We start from the raw sequence: 22,055 nt of genomic DNA on the forward strand, positions 1-22,055 counted from the left end.
CCAGATCTGTAAAGTTCGACAATTGTTTGTTTAAATTCCTGGTTATAACGTTTTTGTTTCATTCCGGACACAACCTCTCTATTTATAGGATAGAGACTTAACTAACTTGTGTCCATACATCTATACTAGCTCCACTTTTTCAGGAAACTTTGTTGTTTCTATTGAGTCACTTGAAGCTTTACTCTCTTCTTTGGAATTATCACTTTCGTTAGCACAAGCTGTTATAAAAACCCCTATTAATACTACTAGAATGAAATATAAAAATCTTTTCATCAATAAACCACCTTTATATTTTGGTAAGAAAAAGCTTTAATTTCGATGTACTTTGAAACTTAAATTTAGTTCAATTTCAAAAATCATATTAAGCTCCTTAATTACAGAATTCGAGTTAGCATTACTCTCTATAATAATTAAGGTAGGTTGTATTCTTTACCAGACTAAATTTGTGGTACGTTACTCAAAAGATCGCTCAAATTTATTTCCCTTTACCACGACTCTAGTTTCCTAGTATTATCTTATAATGATGCAAGTACAATTTCACTCTCAATTTGAGCAAGTGCTAAACCAAGAAAGAAGTGAACTTCCTTCCCCATTCAAATATATTTAGGTTTACAGACAACTTTAAATTTCTAAAAAATACTTCCTCATAATTTTATATTAATTATGAGGAAATGAACTGTTTATTTCTCTAACCAAGGTAACAGGAGCTCTGCAAGTGCTTCAGGTTGTTCAAGCGGTGCTAAGTGACCTGTTTTTTCAATTGTTTTAAATTCAGCATTAGGAGCAAATTTCAACATTGCTTTTGTGCTTTCTAATGGAACAACTACATCTTCTGGACTTGCTATGAATAAATAAGGGATATCTGTATCAGCTAATAAAGAATTTCGGTCTGGTCGATCCATTGTCGCTTTTGCATGTGCAATATAGCGTTCTGGACCGTAATCTTTTAGCATTTGTTCGCGAATTTCTTGTAGCTTGGGATTATCCAGATTATCTGGGTGGAATGTACGATGAGCTGCAGCATTCACCATTTCTTCATATTCACCAGCTTCTACTCTTGCTATCGCTTTTTCACGAAACTCTTTTCCAGCCTCACTATCTGCTTCTGCATTTGTACCTGCTAATGAGAGCGCAGATACTCTTTCTGGAGCGTTAGCAAGAATGGCTAATGCAACAAAACCACCAAATGAGTGACCAACTAAGTGGAATTTTTCCGGTAAATCTTTCAATAACTCTTTGGCTATTTCATCAATGTTAGCGATTGCAGGAACATCCACCGGAAAAGTATTAATTGATTTTGGTAGCGCCTCCACTACACCATCCCATGTTTGTTTTGTATTATTTAAACCAGGTATTAAAACTAGGTTTTCCGCGTATTTAGACATATATTTTACCCCTTTTCTATTAAAAACAAATAATACGATGCTCATTTATATTCAACCCCCACTTTTAAAAAAGTGAGGGATGATGTGTTTTATTAAACTAATTCCCCTTTAATCCGCGCCTCTTCTACCCAAGCTCCGTGTGCACCAGTTGGAATTCTGTGTGGTAACATAATTCTTGCTACTGGCCCTTTTGAGAAATCACTCGCATCAAGAATTAGACACTCAGAGCGATTTTCATTCAGATCTGTTACCAGTGTGATTAAGTAGCCATCATCTTCTGCTACTGCATTTGTACGTCTTGCGATATGTGGTTCACTTCCTAAACGCCCTTCACCATAATCATACTTTTGGCTTGTACCCTCTTGTAAATCATATTTTATAAGCCCCGTTAGGTACCAAGGTTTATCTATATCTGAGTTCAGTGTTGAGTTATAACTGTAACGATATTTTTTACCTACATAGTCATTACTTACAACTGGGAATTCTGTTGCCGCATCATCTAGGAACTCTTCTTGCGTTTGACCTGTCTTCATGTTAAATGTCCAACGATACATTCTGTATTGCGTTGCTGTCTTATTCATTGCTTGCTTAATTTTATCAGTTGCATTACCAGCTTGTTTTCCTACTTCAGGTTTTCCTGGGTTAAATGTTACGCAACCTTCCATTACAACGTTATCCCCGTCTTCATAACAGTTTGATAAATGTAAAATGAAACAAGATTTTGCTTCAAACCATTTAACATCTTCATTCGTTCCGTGACGAGGGATGATACCAAATCTAGCAGGTATGTCATCAAAAAATGTTACTTTACGTTGTCCTTTTTCTAATAACTCAGGGTCAAAAATAAATGGTAAATCGTGTAGGATCGAATAGTTTTTCGTGACCCCAAGATCATGAGGCCAACGTACACCTGGTAGATCAATTGGAACATAATGTTTCAATTCGTTATCAGGACCTACAACACCATAATTCATATATGGGTATGTTTCGCTGAAGTTAAAGAACATTAATTCTCCAGTATCGTTATCTACTTTAAAGTGTGAACAAATACCTTGCGGTGCAAGAGTAGTGTTCCATGAATCCGGCTCAAGCATCTCAAGCGTAACTGGATCCATACGGTTTATTTCACTACACTGTGACATCGATGCCAATAATTTACCGCCATGCGCAATAACATCTGTACCAGCGTTGTCTTTCATTGTCCCCATACTTCCCCAACCTTGACGTGTAGTTAAATGGGGTTCTAAAATTCCGGACCAGAGTGACTTCCCTGCAGCTTCCTCTGCCAAAAATCCAGTAGTACGAACGAAGCGGTTACGATAAGTAGCTTTGCCGTCTTCAAAATGAACCGCGTGAAGCATACCATCACCATCAAATGGATGATATACACCCATCGGCGCATGGACTTGGTTATGTCCATTACGAACGTAAATCCCATTTAAGTCTTTCGGAATCTCTCCGATAACTTCTAAACTTTCAGTTGTTGCTGTGTACTCTTTACCAACGGATTCAAAATGATCCAGTAAAAATGGATTTGTTTCATCCTCCGCAATTGTTAATTTAACTTCGTTCTCAACTTTAATCATTATGCTCTTCCTTTCTATAGTTAAACTATTTGCAGTAAACGGCCTATTCCAAACTTGTTTACGCTTTCAAAGCCACTTCGCATACGGAAATGATTTTCTTTTACGTTACTTTTATTGTAAGGCAATTCTATTATTTAGTCAATCCAAATAACCTAAATAGTCAGACTTAGTTATTCTAAATTTTTCTCTGGCTCGTATACTTTATTTATAATATAGCCACCTTATAGATCATTAAAATTAGTGATCATACTAGTTTTAATGATGATGATGAACCATATCACTCATATCATCAGAATACATATCTTCATCACCCGGTCTAATAACAACACTAGCTTCGGTTGTAATAAACATAGCCGCAACAGATGCAGCATTTTGAAGTGCAGTACGTGCTACCTTAGTAGGGTCAATGATTCCTTGTTTCCACATATCTACCCACTCGCCACTTAGTGCATCAAATCCAACCCCATCAGTTTCTGTTTTCAAACGTTCGACAATTACTGATGCATTTTGATAACCTGCATTTAAAGCAATTTGGCGGACTGGTTCTTCGAGCGCACGTAAAAATAGCTTCATTCCGACATACTCATCACCATCTGTTGTGTCTAAGAGTTTAATTAACTTTTTATAAACATGTAAATATGCAACCCCTCCACCTGGTATAATCCCTTCTTCGACAGCAGCATGTGTAGAACTTAGTGCGTCTCTAATACGAAGCATTTGATCCTGTATTGCCGCATCTGTATAAGCTCCAACTTGAATAGTTGCTATACCGTTAGCTAATTTACTTAACCGCTCTCTTAAGTATTTTTGATCTTCAGGGTTCATAGATGAATTATTATGCAGTTCTTGGATAGTATTCACATGCGCTTCAATGTCAGTTCGTTTACCACCACTACCAATAATTATTGTATTGTCTTTCGAAACTACGACTTTCTCTGCATTTCCGAGACTTTCCATAGTCATTGACTTTAAATCTAGCCCTAAATCTTTAGTAATGACTAGACCACCAGTTAAGATGGCTAAATCCTCCAACATAGCCTTTTGCCTCTGACCAAAGCCTGGCGCTTTAATTGTTGTAACGTCGAAGTTACCTTTGATCCTATTAAAAATAATACTTCCAATAGCTTCATCTGAAATATGTCCTGCAATAATTAAGAGTGGCCTATTTTTTTCTATAGTATATTCAATCACTGATATCACATCTTGAATCTTGTCAATACTGTAGTCAGTAATTAGGATATATGGATTTTTTAAAACTGCTTCCATTTTCCTTTCATCAGTTACCATGCGCGTAGAGCTATAACCTGAATTTAACTGTGTTCCTTCGGTCAATTTTAGCTTAGTAGCAAATCCGCGTGAGTTTTCGAGTGTAATAACTCCGTCTTTTCCTACATACTCCATCGCCTCGGCAATAATATCGCCAATTTTACTGTCGCCAGAGGATACAGTGGCAATCTGTGCTATTGATGCTTTACCTACGACTTCTTTAGATAGACTTTGTAACTCTGCAGTTGCAGCTGTTAAGGCTTTTTCAATTCCTTTACGAATATATACGGGGTTTGCTCCTGCAGTAACATTTTTCAATCCTTCTGTAATCATCGCTTCGGCCAATACAGTTGCCGTCGTTGTCCCATCACCCGCAACCATATTCGTCTTTGACGCTACTTGGATAAGTAACTGCGCGCCTATATCTTCAAAAGGATTTTCAAACTTGAGCTCCTTAGCAATCGATGCTCCATCATTTACAATTAAAGGCGGACCTTCTTCTTGTTGAAGAACGACATTTCTACCTTTGGGACCAAGCGTTACTTTTACTACATTAGCTGCCTTTTCGACGCCTTGTAGCATTAAACTTCGTGCATCTTCATTGAATTTCATATATTTTGCCATAATCAAATTCCTCCCTATTTTATTAATGATAAAAATATCCTACTCATTTAAACGTGAGTATCCATGTAATTCACAAGTGAAAGTGAGCCAAATATTAAGTTTTTAATAATAACCAACTCATTTAAATTATATCTTTAAATAAGATCGAGGTAATTTTATAGATTATTAACCGGTACTTTTCAATACTACTTTTCTACTTCCCTCCATATATAGACGTACTTTTTGTACATCTTTCCAATCAAACAAAGTGTCACATATTGTGCATAACCTTTCCTTAGGAGCAACACACAAATTTTCTCTTCGATTCCTACAGACTTAGCACCTGTTCGTTGTGCAATTTTTGCTGACATATAAAATCAAGTAGATATCGGTAAGAATATAATTCTTCCAATACCTACTTGAATATTAATTATTATTATTTAATCTGTTTAGTCTATGAGCCCGAGATCCTTTAAAAGGCCACCTACTAAATCATGTGTTTCAGTAGCATTCTTTTGCGCATCTTCAGGGTTTAAGTAAAACTGTTTTGCGTTTATACTTTCAGTGTACTTTTTGTATTCTTCACTTTCGTGTGCTTTCTTAAAAGCATCGTGTAAAACTTCTAGTTCAGCTTCTGGAATTCCTTTAGGTGCAAATAACATACTGAACGCTTGAACACCATCAGGAAGACTTAAATCTCCAAGTGATTTCGCGTCTTCATATTCTGTTTCCTGACCAAATTCAAATATAGGTTTTAATGTTCCAGCTTCAATATGTTCTAGTGCATCACTTGGCATTACAACAGCACCATCGATATTTTTACCTAATAAAGCCGTAATTCCTTGTGAACCACCTTCATACGAGATATTTTTCAAGTCAAGATTAAGTTCTTTTGCAACAGCAACCATGTTTAAATTGGAAATACTTCCTGGACCAGTTGTTGCATATGAGAATTTACCTGGATTAGCTTCTACATATTCTTTCCATTCATCGAAATTGTTATATGGTGCATCCGTACGTACCATAAGTAAAGGGATTGGTGCAAAATCTTTCATAATCGGTTGAAAACTATCATGGGTAAAAGTTGCGTCACCCATATGTGGTAATACACTAACATGAGATACCGAGCCATAAGCTATCGTATAACCGTCTGGCTTAGCATTCATTAATTGAGTCATCGCGATAATTCCGCCTCCACCTTCAACATTTTCAATCTTAAACGACTGATTGTTCGGTAGATTCTTTTCAGCTAGTTGTGTTAGTAAACGGGCACTGTTATCAGGAAACGAACCTGGCGCATAAGGAACTAGCACTGTTATTGGCTTTTCAGGAAAATCTGCCTCTCCCGATCCTGTATCTTTTGAATTGTCCCCAGTTTTACCTGAGCATGCACTAATTATTAATACTAGTATTGCTAACATTAGTACTCCTGTAATCTTTTTCATTATTGTCTCCCCCTTATTATTTATAATACTTTCTGAATCAAAGTAATTTTTTGATCTTACCTTTAATTATTCTCTAATTTATTTCTCTTTCGTCGCTCACCCATTTTTCGAAACACTGGTGTCATTAGCATAAGAATAATGATAATTAAAAATACTAATGAAAATGGTCTTGTAAGGAAAATAGAGTAGCTTCCTCCAGAAATTAATAATGATCTTCTTAAACCCACTTCAATGACTGGACTCAATACAAATGCCATAACAAAAGCAGCAATTGAAAAGCGAGAAAGAACGAATAGAAGTGAAATGAGCCCTAGAATAAGTGATAGCCATATATCAAAATATCTACTAGTTGCTGAAAATCCTCCAACTATAGCAACAACATAGACAATCGGCATAAGAAAAGAGTTAGGCACTACTAAAATCCTGGCAAATAATGGTGTTAGAAGTCTTCCAACTATGTATAGTGCAACCGTAGTTAGTAAGAAACCATATAGTATGCCATATGTTAATGTAGGATCTTTTGTAAAGATTCGTGGTCCAGGCTGGATGCCATGGACGATAAATGCACTCATAACTACTGCAATTCCTACTGAACCTGGAATTCCTAAAGCAAATAGAGGTATAAGCGCCCCACCAACCGACGCGTTGTTTGCTGATTCTGGTGCAGCAATGCCTTCTGGATTTCCTTTTCCAAATGTCTCAGGACTTTTGGATATTTTTTTCGCAGCAATATATGAGAACCATGCAGCCGCTACAGTTCCTAATCCCGGCAACAAACCTGAAATCGTACCGATAATTGAACCTACCCCACTCGGCTTAGCAATCCTCTTCATATCTTTTCCTGTTAACTTTGTAGAAAGATTACTCGCTTGGGATGCGAATTGAGTGTGTAAATCATCCTTTACTACTCTTAAAATTTCTGGAATCGCAAATATCCCGACTAGCAGCGCTACAATTCCCAGACCTTCCATTAACTCCAGTTGGCCCATAATAAAACGAGGTTGACCAGTAAACATATCCATACCAATCGTACCTACCATTAATCCGAGAACAACAGAAATTAAACTTTTAGTCATTTCACCTTTAGTACTGATTGACGCTACCGCAATTAACCCCATCACACCTAACAAGAAAAACTCTGGATCTGATAGTCTAAGTGCAAAGTTTGCAAAAGGTTCTGTAAGAAAAATTAAACACAGCGCTCCTACAACCCCTCCAATTACACTCGCATTTAGCGAGATTCCTAAAGCTTTACCTGGAGATTCATTTCTAGCTAAAGGTATGCCATCTTGTGCAGTAGCTACTGCAGCAGGAGTTCCCGGTATTCCCAAAGTAATTGCAGATATAGACCCACCATATTCCGCTGCCTGGAAAGCCGCCAACAATAACAAGACAGCAGCTACTGGATCCATTGTATAAGTAAATGGTAGTAAAAATATTACTGCCATTGTTGCACCTAATCCAGGTAATGCACCAATTATTAATCCTACGATAGTTCCTAAAAAGATTGCCATTAGGTTTGAAAGCGTAAACAATGTTGTGAAGTCAAAGTCTAAAAAACTCAAAATATCCCCCCCTTAAAAAGTGATTTCTAAAAGCACACCGAAAAATACATAAATTGCGACAAGAACAGAAGAAGTAGTAATAACGTTAATAATCAACATTTTTTTTGACTTTCTATCTTCTTGATAAAGATAAATCAGACCAAATAAAAATATGAAAGTTAAAATATAGAAATAACCGACGTATACCCATAAAAAGATATATATAGGAGTAAGAATTATTGTGGCTACGACCATCTTCCAATTTCCTAAGTCTATTTTTTCACTTTCTTTTTCTAAGAGTGTTTGAATTATACTTAAGATAGTTAAGGCAATAAGAATTACTGCTAACAATCTTGGAAAGTAACCTGCACCCATCTCGCCAGGACTCGCACTTGTCAAACTCTTCAAACTGTTTGTTGAAAGATAATATATGACACCTACCAAACCTGTCCCTAATAATAAAACTAATGACAATACTTTTGAATTCAATATACTCACCTCATTTTTCGTTTGCGGAATTGACTTACTAATACGAAAATTGTAACTGACGACTTCCTCAGTGTCAATCTTTTATTTTTTTTAAAACTATCAAATAATAATTCACTTCCCGGCTACAAATTCTTTACAGTCGACTCAAGAAACTTCAGATGAAAGCAGTGTGAATTATTCTAAATATAATGTGAATTTTTATATCATATCTCTGAGACTTTGGGTGCCTGTACCCTTTTAATTTTAATATTATTACTCGACTTTTTAGTATTTTCATTTGCAAAAAAGGTATGCAAGCTTAATTGAAACTCATTTCCTTTAGCAACCTGTTCCTCCGCATTTAACCACCAGAGTTTTCATTTAAAGTGCATTTATAGGAAGATCTAGAATCTGATAATAAACAGCTATACCACTTAGGTTACATAATAACTTCTAATTAGTTAACTCTTTTCCTCTATCAATTACGATCAACTTAAATACGTTCTTGGGAATAAAAGAAAATACAATAAATTTTTTGTCTTCAAAATTATAATGCACATTTTGACACAGCCGGAAACCTTTAGGTATTGATATAGAACTAATTGAGTGATTCATATAAAGGGATGGGATAACATTGTCATGGAGAATGTGGATTAACAAAAAGATGTAACTAGCAGAGGGGTCGTTTATTATTCACATATTTGTCTAAATAGTAACAGAAATATTATAGTATAAAACTCGATTTAATTAAAATGTTATCAGTTTTCTTCATTACAAAATTCCAGAAACATATTTTAGTAGCCAAATTATACTTATTTCAAAGGTACCAGAATTTTGAATTAATTCCAACTTCTAATGAACTATAACTTTAAATCATCATTACTCTTAATTATTTTCATTCAATAGTAATGCAGTAATTAACTATTCCTTACCTTTAAAAGTTCCTTTGAATAATTAATTACTTGCATCTACGGTATCAAAAAAATTAGTTCTACTCGGCCTTTTTAAATATTTGGTAAGTATTCATATACTCTATTGGTTTGGCCAATCTCTTCCCGACCTCACCTTCCCAGTTTCCTCGAAAAATATCCGTATCTTTTAGGGCTCAAATACTTTTATTTCCTACGATAAAATCATAGGTTACTGCGTCAATAGCTTCTATATAGTATACCTTTCATGTTCTCCCCCGCATACTCATAGCTATTCACTCTTTCTTTTAGGCTTGCTTATTTGAACTAGGAGGCTCTAAGCTGCATTGCATTATCTGAGCTAGCCTAAATTTTTCAGTCAATATAAAACACCTTTGAAGTGGTACGCTTGTAAAAAAGTACTTATAACAGAATGAACATAGAAAAATCAGGCTACCTGACCCCCAAAAAGATATGGTGTCAATGCAGCCTAATAAAGGTGTTTTATAGTTGTCTCAAATTGCTATATTAGTTCTATGCAGCGGGTCTCCTATTAAACTGTCCGAAATGTAGGGTTATAGTTCACAAACTAAGTTAGTAGTTCTTTTCTGCTAACTTTGTTTACTTCTTATACCTATCCCATAATCCAATATGAAATCGATTTTTTTAAGAATGAAAGGTCCTTACCAATAGCCATCAACTTTTGATTGCTATCCCTGCAGTGTATTTGGTATTTCCCGCGAAATAATCAATTAACTTCTGACCAATACTTTCTTTTCCATACATTTCAATTTCTTCAACCATATGAGCAACTAAACCAACAGTTCTAGTTGCTACGGCAAATGATTTCATCACGCTTTGATCAAAATCCATTTCCGCCAGTGGTCGATATATACGGTAGAAATACCGGGAAATGGTATGAAATAAACATAAGTTATTAAAATTCCTAAAAGATTAACGCTGCTCCATTCTCTTTGTTTAAATTATATTTTTTACGTAATTGATTGGAGATAATATTTTTTTGTATCTCAGAAGTACCCTCGTAAATTCTTGTGATTCTTGCATCACGGTAGTAACGCTCGATTGGATAGTCTTGCATATAACCAAGTCCTCCATGTATTTGTACAGCTTTATCAGCTATCCGACAGTACGCTTCAGAACCGTAAAGTTTAGCCATAGAAGCTTCACGAACAACATTCATTCCTTGATCAACCATCCAAGCCACTCGATAGGTCAAGCTCCGAAGGGTTTCAATTTCTAAATCCATTTCCGCCAAGTAATGTTGAATGATTTGTTGTTCAAAAATAGGCTTGCCGAATTGTTTTCGTTCCATGGCAAAGTCTAACGAAAGTTCAAGCAACTTAACACATGAGCCCAAGTTACGCGCTGCAAGTCCTGCTCTACCATTAGCTAAAATTTTTAATGCGTTTACAAATCCTTCTCCAGGTTCACCTAACACATTTTCAATTGGTATTTCACAGTTTTCAAAAAATAGTTCCACCGACTGAGCGCCATGCAATCCCATTTTCGCTTCTTTTTTTCCAACAGTGAAACCTGGAGTATTTCTTTCCAATATGAATGATGTAATTCCCTTAGTACCTTTACTTGGATCAGTAACAGCCATAACTGTAAATACATCGCCAATTGTTGCATTCGTAATATAATGTTTTGAACCATTCAGTATATATTTATCCCCTAGGCGAACTGCAGTTGTTTTAATGTTAGCTGCATCTGAGCCTGCACTTGGCTCAGTTAATGCAAAGACCCCAATATGTTCACCTGTAGCCAGTTTAGGTAGGTACCTCCTCTTTTGCTCTTGGTTTCCCATTTCAACAATGCCTACAGTTCCTATACCGTTATGACCGCCAATAAGGGTTGTATATGCATTTGATGTTTTTCCAACCTCTTCAAGAATCGCAAATTTGCTCACTGTATCTAGACCAAGACCGCCATATTCTTCAGGTATGCTTAAGCCAAACAGCCCCATTTCCTTACTCTTATCCACAAGGGATTGCGGAATTTGATCCGTCTTCTCAATTTCATTCGCTAGTGGATCCACCTCGTTGTAAACAAAATCACGAACATTTTTTACTATTAACTTAGTATCCTCAGAAAATTCAAAGTTCAATATTCTTCCACTCCTAGTTTTTAGTGTTTTATTAATTACGTATTGTTGATTCTTTAATCAAAGTTTATACTGTTCATTATTAGCCACTTACCGCCATCAACAGAAGCAACTCCATTTTAAGTTCTCATACTTCTTTCACTTATAGTTACGGTAGCTTCTTTACCTATTAAATTATTCATATAAAAACCTTGCATTTTCTATTTTGTTTCTCAATTTTTCTGTAAGCGTTGTCACTTCGTAAAATTTTACAACCCTAACTGCTTTGCGATAATAACTTTCATAATTTCATTGCTTCCTGCGTAAATGGTTGAGGGTGCAATATCACGATAGCGTCTTGCTATCTTATACTCCTCCATATAGCCATATCCGCCATGAAGTTGCATACATTCACCCGAGATTCGTTTTGCCGCATCCGTAATCCACCACTTCGCCATAGATACTTCTGTCACGACGTCTTCCTTATTAATGTGCTTAACAATTAAATCATCCATAAACGTTCTGCCAATCTGTATCACAGTTGCAATCTCAGCAATTTTAAATTGTGTATTCTGGAGCTTGCTCAGTGGCTTCCCAAAGGCTTCCCGTTCCTTGACATAGTTTACAGTTAAACTAAGCATATCCTCAGCTGCAACTAATACATTATTTGCAGATACTAGTCTTTCTTGCTGTAATTTTTGCATCAAGTACGTAAAGCCTTTTCCTTCTTCGCCAAGCAGGTTTTCAACTGGTACGCGTACATCTTCAAAAATCAGTTCTGAAGTATCTTGACTATGCATTCCGACTTTATCCAACTTTTTACCGCGTGAAAATCCAAGCATACCTCTTTCAACAATTAGTAAGCTTACTCCCTTATGACCAGGTTTAATCTTCGTATCTGTTTTGCAAGCTACTATGACCACATCTGCATGAATACCATTAGTAATGAATGTTTTTTCACCATTCAATACATAATGATCACCATCTCTTACTGCATTTGTCTTAATATTAGCTAAGTCTGAACCCGCGCCTGGCTCGGTCATCGCAATTGCCGAAATGCTTTCCCCTGTAACAAATTTCGGCAAGTACTTTCGCTTTTGCTCTTCAGTTCCGAAAGAATCAATATAAGGGACAATGATATTACTATGCGTTGCTATCCCAAGGATTCCAGCACCTACTCTTGATAATTCTTCTCCCAATATATTAGAGAATCCGAAATCTAGTCCCAATCCACCATATTCTTCACCGACCTCAGGGCAAATAAATCCATTCCTCCCAAGACCCTCCCAAAATGTTCGGGGGACTAGACGATCTTTTTCCCATTGATCGTAATTTGGAACTGCTTCCCTTTCAAGGTATTTCTGTAATGTTTCTCTGAACATCTCATGTTCATCAGTAAAAAAAGAACGATTGGCTTTTCCACACTCTAGAACGTCAGCTACCTTCATTTTGTCATCTCCCGGTAAAGTTGGTTTTATTGCATAGTTAAAACTTAGAGCACTGCTTCTTTCCACTTTATTCACGTTTACTCTTGCGCAACAAGACCAGAGTGTTATAGATATTCTAAAAATCCTTCTTTAAAATCTTCAGATTCAAAATACATACCCTGTGCAAATTCTTCGAGTGCAAATGTGTACTTAATCTCCGACAACACACTGCTATTTGTAAGTTTTTTCGTTAGCTCCATTGTCAATCTTGGATTTTCTAACAATTTATCGGCTACAACTACTGCGGATAATATCCTTTCAGCAATTTAGTTATATAAAGATTTTAAAATTTTATGATGTCTTGTTTTTTATTTAACTTTTAGTAGTTTTCATAAGACACTCTCGTAATACTTGTTTCATAATTTTCCCGCTAGCGTTTCTCGGCAATTGATCAACAAACTCTACGAATTTCGGTTTTTTATAAGAAGCTAGATGTTCTGTACAATATTCAATCACTTCTTCGGCGCTAAGTTCTTTTCCATGCCTTAGTACAATGAAAGCTTTAACACTTTCACCCCAATTTATATCCGGCACACCTACAATTGCACACTCTAAAATACTTGGATGTGCATGAAGAACTTCTTCAATTTCGATGGGGTAAATATTTTCACCGCCACTAATGAGCATGTCCTTTTTCCGATCAACAATATAGATAAAACCTTCTTCATCAGCTCTTACAATATCTCCGCTGTGGAACCAACCACCTTTAAAAGCTTCTTTCGTTCCTTCAGGGTTATTGTAATACTCTTTCATCACTGAAGGGCCGCGATATACAATCTCACCTACTTCACCGACAGGGACATCATTCATATTTTCATCAACTATCCTTGCTTCAACGCCTAAAATAGGTTTACCAACTGATTTTGTTTTTCTAATAACATCAAGGTTATTTAAGCTAGTCGCGGCGGGGCTCATTTCCGTTTGACCCAAAGATTCATTATAAGAGGCATTCTTAAATGTCGACATAATTTTCTTTTTCAACTCTAGTGGACATACTGCACCACCTGATGAACATTCAATTACAGAGGATAAGTCATATCTTTCTAAATTTGAGACTTGAAGAATAGAGTTCCACATTGCAGGAACCAGCATTAATGAATTAATTTTCTCCTTCTCAATTGTTAGTAGAGTATCTTCGGGATCAAAATTTCGTTGAATAACTGCTGTACCGTTAATTAGACAATTTTTAATTAGTCCAGCCATTGCCGCAACATGAAATAATGGTGGAATAATCAATTGTTTTGCATATAAAGGTGTTTTTGTCTCCCAAATTACTAGGAGTCGATTAATACAAAGATTTTTATGCGTCAAAACCGCACCCTTTGGTTTCCCTGTTGTCCCGGATGTGTATACAATCATTCCAGGATCATTGTCAGTTAAATCTTCACACGGCGTATAAATAGACGCTTCCCCAAAAATCGAACTATAGGTAATACAGTTATCTATTGCACTACTATTATTTACAATAATTATCGCTTCCACTTTGGGTATTTTATTACGAATTGAATTTATGACTTCTGCAAATTCATTGTCAATAATTAGAATCTTGGAATCTGAATTGTTAATAATATATTCTAGTTCATTTGCAGCTAGGCGAAAATTAATTGGTACACCTACCCCACCTGACATGGACACGCCAAAGAAGACCTCAACAAACGGTAGTCCATTTTTCAATATAAAACCGACCTTGTCGTTCTTTTTAATCCCCTTGGACTGAAGCCATCCTGCCAAATGCGTTGCTCTGTCATCCATTTGTTTATATGTCAATCTCTCTTCTTCATAAACAAATGATTCTTTATTGGGCGTTTTATGTGAAGCTTGTTTAAGCAATTCACCGATTAAAAGTTGTTGCGATAGTAATAATGAAGATGTGGACATTCTATTTTCTCCCCTTCATAAATTAGTAACTACGCCTGCATATTAAAACACCTTGTTTAATTTCAGTAATTGAAGTTTTATATTGGCACATACCAAAAAATCAAAACATAAAAGGCATAGGTCAAAAAGGTGAATCTAATCCTTCATCTTTTCTTAATTGCTTAAAGTCTTCCATCATTTCTTCAGCAGGATATCCTTTTTTTGTTGCTTCCTCAGTCCATTCATCCCAACGCGACTTAGCAGCAGCCCGCAACTTGTTCGTTTCATCAGCGGTAAGTGTTATTATCTCGCCTTTCCCCTGAACTTCTTCTTCATACTTTTTATATGAAGAATCTAATAATGAGGTATAGCTTTCAGTGACTAGATTAGCTAATTGAGGACTAAGTTCATCATCAAAAATTTGTTTTATATCCTCCGGAAGTTTTTCGTAAAAGCCTTTATTCATAATTGCAATCAGTGGGGTTGTTGTCACACCCATTTTTGTCAAATTGGGTGCAACTTCAAAAAGCTTGTAACTTATAGAGCCACTTGTTGTGTAAATAGCCGCATCAATTACCCCTTTCTGCAATGATTCATATATCTCTTCTGTTGGCATAGAGACGGGCACACCACCCCAAGCCTTAATCATACTTGCTTCACCTTTACTTGGGATCCGAACTTTCTTCCCCTTAAAATCTTCCATTCCTTTAATAGGTTTCACTGAAAACATCTCATATGCGTCAGTTGCAGCCATACCCATATAAACGATATCTTTAAATGCTTCATCTCCATACATGTCAGCATACTTACCTAATACAGTTGTTGCACTTTTTGAATCAGGAAATGCAAACGGAAGATTGCCTATTGTAAAAGGAAACATTTCAGTATCATAAAAATATGGTACTAACATAGTAGCTACTTCATATACTCCACCTTTAACATCTTGCAAAACAGATTTGGAGTCACCCAATGTTCCGCCGTGGTATACATTTACTTTTACCCTACCGTCAGTTTTCTCTTCAACCGATTCCTTCCAAGGTTCAAATATCTCAGTGGCAAAGAAATGGGTTGACGGGGTATAGTTGTTTACATTAAGTTCAAACACTTCATTTGTTTTTTCGTTTGTTTCATCATTTAATTCTCCATTTGCATTACTACTGCATCCCGAAAGTAGTAATATAGTCAAAACAATTAAACTACCTAGTAACCTCGTTCTCATAATACTTTTCATTTGTGTATTCTCCTTTTTTATCATATTCGTCACCACATCTTATCAGGTAAATACAGTGCGATTTCAGGGAAGAAATATAGCAATGTAATGAGCACAAAAATTGGAATTAAAAATAGGAGGGCCCCTTTGAAAATATCACTTAGCTCTAATTCTGGTGAAACACCATTTAGAACAAAACAACTCATTCCTACAGGCGGCGTCATTAACCCCATCTCAACTACTACTACAATAATTACTCCAAACCAAATCAAATCAAATCCTAAAGCTTGAATAATTGGCAATATAATTGGAATGGTAACAACGATCATCGCCATCGTATCCATTACCGAACCCAAAACAATGTACAATATAATAATGAGAATAAAAATTGCCCCTGCAGATAAAGCTGTTCCTGTTAAGAAATCAGCAAGAGCCAGTGGAAGTCTTGTAATTGCCAAAAAGTAGTTTAATAAAAACGCTGATAGCATGATTGCAAACAAAAAACCTGTTGTCCGCAATGTTCTTGACATTGACTCAATAAAACTTGACCAACTCAGTTTTCGTCTTAGAACTACTATTAGAAATGCACCAAATGCACCTATACCAGCTGCTTCAGTTGGACCAAATAAACCTATATACATACCACCAATTACTAGTACAAATAAAATTAAAACCCAAATGACGTGGCGTAAAGAACTAAATCGTTCACCCCAGCTACTGGCTGATCCTTTTGGGGCGAGACCAGGTCTTATCAAAACTGTTATATAAACGGTTAGCATATATAGGATAGTTAGAAGAATACCAGGCACAATGCCTGCAATTAATAGTTTTCCAATCGATTGTTCCGACATCATGCCGTAGATAATAAACATTGTACTTGGTGGAATCAAAATACCTAAACTTCCACCCGCAATAATTGATCCCCCCGCAAGAGACTTGTTATAACCTGAATTCACCATTTCTTTTGAGGCTATAACACCCATTGTTCCAGTTGTGGCTATACTAGAACCTGATGCGGCAGCAAAAATCGCTGAAGCACCTACCGTCCCCATTGCCAATCCGCCTCTTAGCCTACCAAACCATTTTTTAAAAGCTAAAAACAATTCACCACTAATACCGGATACAAACAGGAACTCTCCCATTAATACAAACATCGGAATCGTAGTTAACATATAACTAAAACTGTGATTCCAAACAATTGTTTCAATTACAGTCGATAAAACCTTCCAATCTTTCAAATAAAGGATTCCGATAAACGCAGGGACAGCCATTGAAATAGCTATAGGTACCCTTAAAAACATCAATAAGAACATAACTACTATCCCTAACAAACCAATTAGTTCTATACTCACTCCTCACTCCCCTCCTTAAGCTGCACAGCTCCTGTCTTTTTTAAATTTATAAGGGATAGGATAACTCTTAAAAGTGCTTCCATTCCCCATAAAAAAAAACCGATTGCTATAATAAACTTAAATGGGAATAGTGGAATGGACAATAAATCTGTAGTAATAATAAAACCCCTTAGTTCTCCTACAGCTACGCCTATAAAAACCCCACTAATAATTAGGCATATAATACATGTTAATAGATATCCAAAGACATCGAATACTAACTGAACTCGTACTGAAAACCGATCAACTATAAGTCCAATAGAAATATGTGCGTCTTGCGATTGAGAATATGCTAGTCCAAACATAATTAAAACAACCATTAAGGTTTGTACTAGCTCCACGTCACCCAATATTGGGGCACCAAAAGCACGACTCGTTACTGTAAATGTAATGAAAAGTGCCATAAAACTCATTGTCACCAAGGCAAGCCATTTGGTTAGGTTGGTAATTGATCTAATACTCTTAAACAAAACGTTCATATTTATGAACACCAACTTTCCTTTTTTGGTTGGCCATTCTTTTTAATTGTAACAAGTTGAACGAATTCACTTCTCCAAATACGTTTATACAACACAAATGTTACAATGCTGTCGCCATACTAGAAACATCCCCATCACGCATCCTTTTACTAATACAAGACCTATATAATACTGGATACTACACCACGACTAGTATAAAGTTTCAGCATTATTATTGTCCGTAATAGCTGTTTATTGATACTTTCTCAACGTCTAAACTCTTTCTTCTTCAGATTTAACCCCAGTTGAAATTATTCAAATACGTCCATTCTAAGAAAATTGATATTGTTCGTAAGCAGTTACATTATATAAAGAGGTGTTTAAACCCTTCAATTTACACAACCCTAAAATTTCCGATTGACTGCATACTGATAACCGTATCTCATATAGAAAAGCATACGGATACAACATTATTTAAAACGATGCCAATACTTCCAATCTCATTAACAGATGTTTGAACGTTATTATTCGCACACTACTTCAATAATAATAATGGATTATCTCAAGCTATTACTTGACAAGCTACCATAGCCATTTCCAACTCTCTTTTTAATTTACCAATAGTAACCTCAGACATTTTTAATTTCTGGTAACTTTACGGTTTCTTATACCGCAACATAGTTTGGTAATCTTTATTGCTCTGATAGAATTACACTCTCTTTTAAACTCCTTTCATTTTTAAATTCCTTTCGATTTATCTTACATATGAAAATATACACTGTCAAGAATATTCTAAATATACAGGTTTTTAGATTAAATCCTTTAAAAATAGACTTCAAATGACACTTTAATCGCACATATATATTTCACTAGCAAAATAATGTCTCTACTGTAAATAAAGAATTTAAGTGTCTAGGATGTTATGTAATACTACAACTCCAAATTTATACTTTTTGGTGGATCAACAAGAGATTAATCTAACATTGGTTGCATAAACAAGTAATTCCGTAAAAGCTTTTGGATAAAAAGTTACGGGTGCAATTTTCTTTCTCCAAAAAATCTTTTCCAACGCAAAGAAGCCAAAGGAATAACTACAGTGGCTTCTTTGGCTTCACTAATACAGTTTATTTACTCAATTGGTTTCTTTGATTTTATAAAAGTTTACAGCAAACAATATCCATAAATACTGCTAACGCTAAAATAGTATCGCAATAAACCTAAACCAATTTGTATAAACCCTTTAATCTGGCTGAAGTTCAAGCTCCCCAACGTTGCAACAAATGAGACAACCCTAGCACCATATTATAAAAAACTTTACGGTATGGATTTCATTTTATTTTTCCTCATCAGTAACACTAGCCCCCCTCAACCAAATAAGCTATCATTATAGGACAACTAACGAAAGAGGTGCCCCATGAAACCAGTGATTCTAGCTGAAAAACCAAGTCAAGCGAAAGCGTATGCGGACGCCTTTTCTGTGCGCCGCCACGAGGGCTATTTGGAGATTTCACCTACCGATATTTTTCCGCACGGTGCGTATATTACATGGGGAATCGGTCATCTCGTAGAATTAAAAGAACCAAAAGCATATGATCCTAAGTGGACAAAGTGGGCACTTGCTAGTTTACCCATTCTGCCAGACCGCTACGAGTTTCGTGTCGCCAAAGGAAAAAGCAAGCAGTTTGCAATTGTAAAAAAGCTGATTAAGGAAGCAAATATTGTCATTAATGGCTGCGATATTGACCGCGAAGGATCGAATATCTTCTATAGTATATATAACCAAACAGGTGCGAAAAATAAAACGATTAAACGCCTTTGGATTAATTCCCTTGAAGTAGATGAAATCCGGAAAGGCTTTTCCAATCTTCGTGACAACGAAAAGGATTTACTCATGTACGAGGAAGCGAAATCCCGTCAAATTAGTGATTGGCTGGTTGGAATGAACGGTTCGCGGCTATATACCCTTCTGTTGAAAGCAAAAGGAATTGACGAAGTCTTCCCGATTGGACGCGTGCAATCACCAACGGTTTATTTGATTTATCAACGGCAACGCGAAATTGAGACGTTTGTTTCCGAACCATTTTTTGAAGCAGAAGCTATTTTCACTGCAGCAAATGGAATGTATAAAGGTAAAGCAAAACTCAAAGAACCAAAACGTGAATTAATTGCAGAAGCATTGAATAGTCGTAACATCACGAAGCGAACACCAGGCACAATCACGGTGCTAACTCATACCGATAAGCGGACGCCACCACCTCAGTTGCATTCTCTTTCAACATTACAAGCAACCGCAAACAGACGTTGGAAAGCGAGTCCCGCCACAGTTCTAAAAACGATGCAGACGCTTTATGAGAAGAAACTCGTATCCTACCCACGGACAGACACGCGACATATTACATCAAGCGAGTTTAACTACTTAGTTGCCAACATCGAGGACTATCAAAAGCTAATCAACCTACCGTTTGAAGTCGCTTCTCGCACTCCGAAGAAGCGCTATGTTGACAGTTCGAAGGTACAAGAACACTATGCGATCATCCCAACAAAAAAAACTCCGACAGCAGCAGCTATTGCGAAATTAGCACCCCTCGAAAGGAATTTATATGAAGAAGTCGTGCGCACAGCACTCGCGATGTTTCACCGTGACTATTTATATACTGAAACAAAAGTAACAACAGACGTTAATGGACTTCCGTTCTTTACAACAGGGAAAACGGAGCGCGATAAAGGATGGAAGGAACTTTTCTCTGCACCCAAGAAGAACGCTACAGAAGAACCTTCCCTGCCACCACTTGAACGCGAAGAAACTGTCCAAAGTGAAATTGCAATTAAAGAAGGTGCTACGCAACCACCAAAACCTTACACAGAAGGTCAGTTAATTGCGATGATGAAAACGTGTGGAAAGCTCGTAGAAGATCAAAGTGAAACGGATATTCTGAAGGAAATCGAAGGTCTTGGAACAGAAGCAACGCGAAGTGGGATCATAGAAACGATTAAAAAACACGGTTATATTTCCGTAACAAAAAACATTGTTTCCATTACCGATAAAGGGCGTGTGCTTTGCCAAGCAATCGAAGGTAGCCTACTTGCAAGCCCATCCATGACAGCTAAATGGGAAACCTATTTGAAGAAAATAGGCAATGGTGAAGGAACGGGGCAACACTTTTTAGGGAGCGTATCCAAATTTATCAATAAACTGCTTGAAGATGTACCGGTACAACTTCAACAGCAGAAAATCGATATCGTACTACCACCTTCACAATCTTCCCGTAGAAGTTCCTATACACGAACAGAAGTTGCTCCTTGCCCGAGATGCAAAACTGGAAACATCATCGCGCACAAAAACTTCTACGGCTGTAGCAACTACAAAAACGGCTGCAAGCAAACATTCCCGGGGCTATTCCTAAAAAAAGAACTGACACAAGCACAAGTGAAACTACTCTGTACCAAAGGAAAAACAAATACTATCAAAGGATTCACTTCTGCAGATGGTAAAAAGTTTGACGCAGCATTGGAATTTAAAGAAGGTAAATTGGAATTAGTGTTTATTTGAGATAAAAAGGATCATTGCACGTCAAGATAACTTCGAATAACATCACCGTCTATTTTGATGGCGGATTCTACTGGGAACAAAAGACGGCAGGCCCTGGTTGTGTTATCTATTACGATCAAAGTAGAAAGTCGTATAGACTACGCAAAAATGCATCTGTCCATGGGTTGATATCGGCTAACGAAGCGGAATATGACGCACTTCATCTTTGTTTGCGGGAGTTAGAGAATCTTGGTGTTCACCGCTTACCTGTTCCTATTCTTGGGGATTCGCTAGCCGTTATAAATCATTTAAATGAAGAGCGACCAGCCATTGAAAAAGATTTATACAGCTGGGCTAATAAGATTGAAGCAAGAATGGATGCACTTGGACTCAAACCACAGTATGAACTGAACTCCAGAAAAGTGAATGGCGAAGCGGGTAGGCTTCCTACACAGGCAATGGCTGGTGTTGATATCATAGCGACTATTGAAAGATGAGCAGCGGTGTTTAGCATTGTAAAACGCAGATACGGCTCTAACCAACCTGACATTAGTTGCTTAGAATCGTATTATTCACCCAAATTGCAATATTATAGAACCAATTGATTGGAAAGTTGTATTACGAATAATGGTGAATATACTAGTGTACAGATTGAAAAGATATTAGACCTGAGACATATTGCTATTCACCTTGGATCCTATTGTAAACGTTAAACTAGATTAAAGAGTTTTCAACAAATAAGTTTGATGATTTTTACTCAAAAAAACCACTCTCCTGTAAACTAAAATAGTAGCCAGAGGAGAGCGAGGAAGAT

General features: G+C 36.5%; 16 protein-coding genes. 2 read left to right on the plus strand and 14 right to left on the minus strand.

Annotation, left to right across the window (positions count from 1 at the left end):
• Window positions 1-120: 120 nt before the first annotated feature.
• The 14 genes from CSV79_RS16910 to CSV79_RS15285 form a co-directional block, all read right to left on the minus strand.
• Window positions 121-273, minus strand: a complete 153-nt coding sequence (locus CSV79_RS16910) for a hypothetical protein (protein ID WP_158232560.1) — start codon at window positions 271-273, stop codon at window positions 121-123.
• A 407-nt stretch (window positions 274-680) separates the two neighbouring features.
• Window positions 681-1,385, minus strand: coding sequence for an alpha/beta fold hydrolase (locus CSV79_RS15230; RefSeq protein WP_158232561.1), 705 nt, complete (start codon window positions 1,383-1,385; stop codon window positions 681-683).
• Between the two features lie 92 nt (window positions 1,386-1,477).
• Window positions 1,478-2,971: a carotenoid oxygenase family protein gene (locus CSV79_RS15235; RefSeq protein WP_099689903.1), complete on the minus strand. Its 1,494-nt coding sequence runs from the start codon at window positions 2,969-2,971 to the stop codon at window positions 1,478-1,480.
• Between the two features lie 255 nt (window positions 2,972-3,226).
• Window positions 3,227-4,861: a chaperonin GroEL gene (gene groL / locus CSV79_RS15240; RefSeq protein ID WP_099689904.1), complete on the minus strand. Its 1,635-nt coding sequence runs from the start codon at window positions 4,859-4,861 to the stop codon at window positions 3,227-3,229.
• 428 nt (window positions 4,862-5,289) lie between these two features.
• Window positions 5,290-6,285, minus strand: a complete 996-nt coding sequence (locus tag CSV79_RS15245; RefSeq protein WP_099689905.1) for a Bug family tripartite tricarboxylate transporter substrate binding protein — start codon at window positions 6,283-6,285, stop codon at window positions 5,290-5,292.
• A 62-nt stretch (window positions 6,286-6,347) separates the two neighbouring features.
• Complete coding sequence (locus tag CSV79_RS15250; RefSeq protein WP_099689906.1) at window positions 6,348-7,850, minus strand: tripartite tricarboxylate transporter permease; 1,503 nt, start codon at window positions 7,848-7,850, stop codon at window positions 6,348-6,350.
• A 12-nt stretch (window positions 7,851-7,862) separates the two neighbouring features.
• Entirely contained in the window at window positions 7,863-8,318 is a 456-nt protein-coding gene (locus CSV79_RS15255; protein ID WP_158232562.1) for a tripartite tricarboxylate transporter TctB family protein, read from the minus strand.
• Window positions 8,319-9,901: 1,583 nt separating this feature from the next.
• On the minus strand, window positions 9,902-10,078 hold the full coding sequence (locus CSV79_RS16915; protein WP_158232563.1) for a hypothetical protein: 177 nt from the start codon (window positions 10,076-10,078) through the stop codon (window positions 9,902-9,904).
• 73 nt (window positions 10,079-10,151) lie between these two features.
• Window positions 10,152-11,333 carry an acyl-CoA dehydrogenase family protein gene (locus CSV79_RS15260; protein ID WP_099689908.1) on the minus strand — a complete coding sequence of 394 codons (1,182 nt, stop codon included), beginning with the start codon at window positions 11,331-11,333 and terminating at the stop codon, window positions 10,152-10,154.
• Between the two features lie 245 nt (window positions 11,334-11,578).
• On the minus strand, window positions 11,579-12,757 hold the full coding sequence (locus CSV79_RS15265) for an acyl-CoA dehydrogenase family protein (RefSeq protein WP_099689909.1): 1,179 nt from the start codon (window positions 12,755-12,757) through the stop codon (window positions 11,579-11,581).
• Window positions 12,758-13,108: 351 nt separating this feature from the next.
• Window positions 13,109-14,674, minus strand: a complete 1,566-nt coding sequence (locus tag CSV79_RS15270) for a class I adenylate-forming enzyme family protein (RefSeq protein WP_099689910.1) — start codon at window positions 14,672-14,674, stop codon at window positions 13,109-13,111.
• Between the two features lie 121 nt (window positions 14,675-14,795).
• Window positions 14,796-15,884: a TRAP transporter substrate-binding protein gene (locus CSV79_RS15275; RefSeq protein WP_158232564.1), complete on the minus strand. Its 1,089-nt coding sequence runs from the start codon at window positions 15,882-15,884 to the stop codon at window positions 14,796-14,798.
• Between the two features lie 29 nt (window positions 15,885-15,913).
• Entirely contained in the window at window positions 15,914-17,215 is a 1,302-nt protein-coding gene (locus tag CSV79_RS15280) for a TRAP transporter large permease (RefSeq protein ID WP_099689912.1), read from the minus strand.
• On the minus strand, window positions 17,212-17,733 hold the full coding sequence (locus CSV79_RS15285; RefSeq protein WP_099689913.1) for a TRAP transporter small permease: 522 nt from the start codon (window positions 17,731-17,733) through the stop codon (window positions 17,212-17,214). Before CSV79_RS15285 ends, CSV79_RS15280 begins: the two co-directional genes overlap by 4 nt.
• A 1,393-nt stretch (window positions 17,734-19,126) precedes the next feature.
• Between CSV79_RS15285 and CSV79_RS15290 the strand changes: the two genes are divergently transcribed.
• Entirely contained in the window at window positions 19,127-21,262 is a 2,136-nt protein-coding gene (locus CSV79_RS15290) for a type IA DNA topoisomerase (protein WP_099689914.1), read from the plus strand.
• Between the two features lie 14 nt (window positions 21,263-21,276).
• The gene (locus CSV79_RS15295; protein ID WP_099689915.1) at window positions 21,277-21,738 is read left to right on the plus strand and encodes a reverse transcriptase-like protein; all 462 of its coding nucleotides are present in this window, start codon (window positions 21,277-21,279) and stop codon (window positions 21,736-21,738) included.
• Window positions 21,739-22,055: the final 317 nt, after the last annotated feature.

It is taken from the genome of Sporosarcina sp. P13, assembly GCF_002743055.1.
Classification (GTDB): Bacteria; Bacillota; Bacilli; order Bacillales_A; family Planococcaceae; genus Sporosarcina.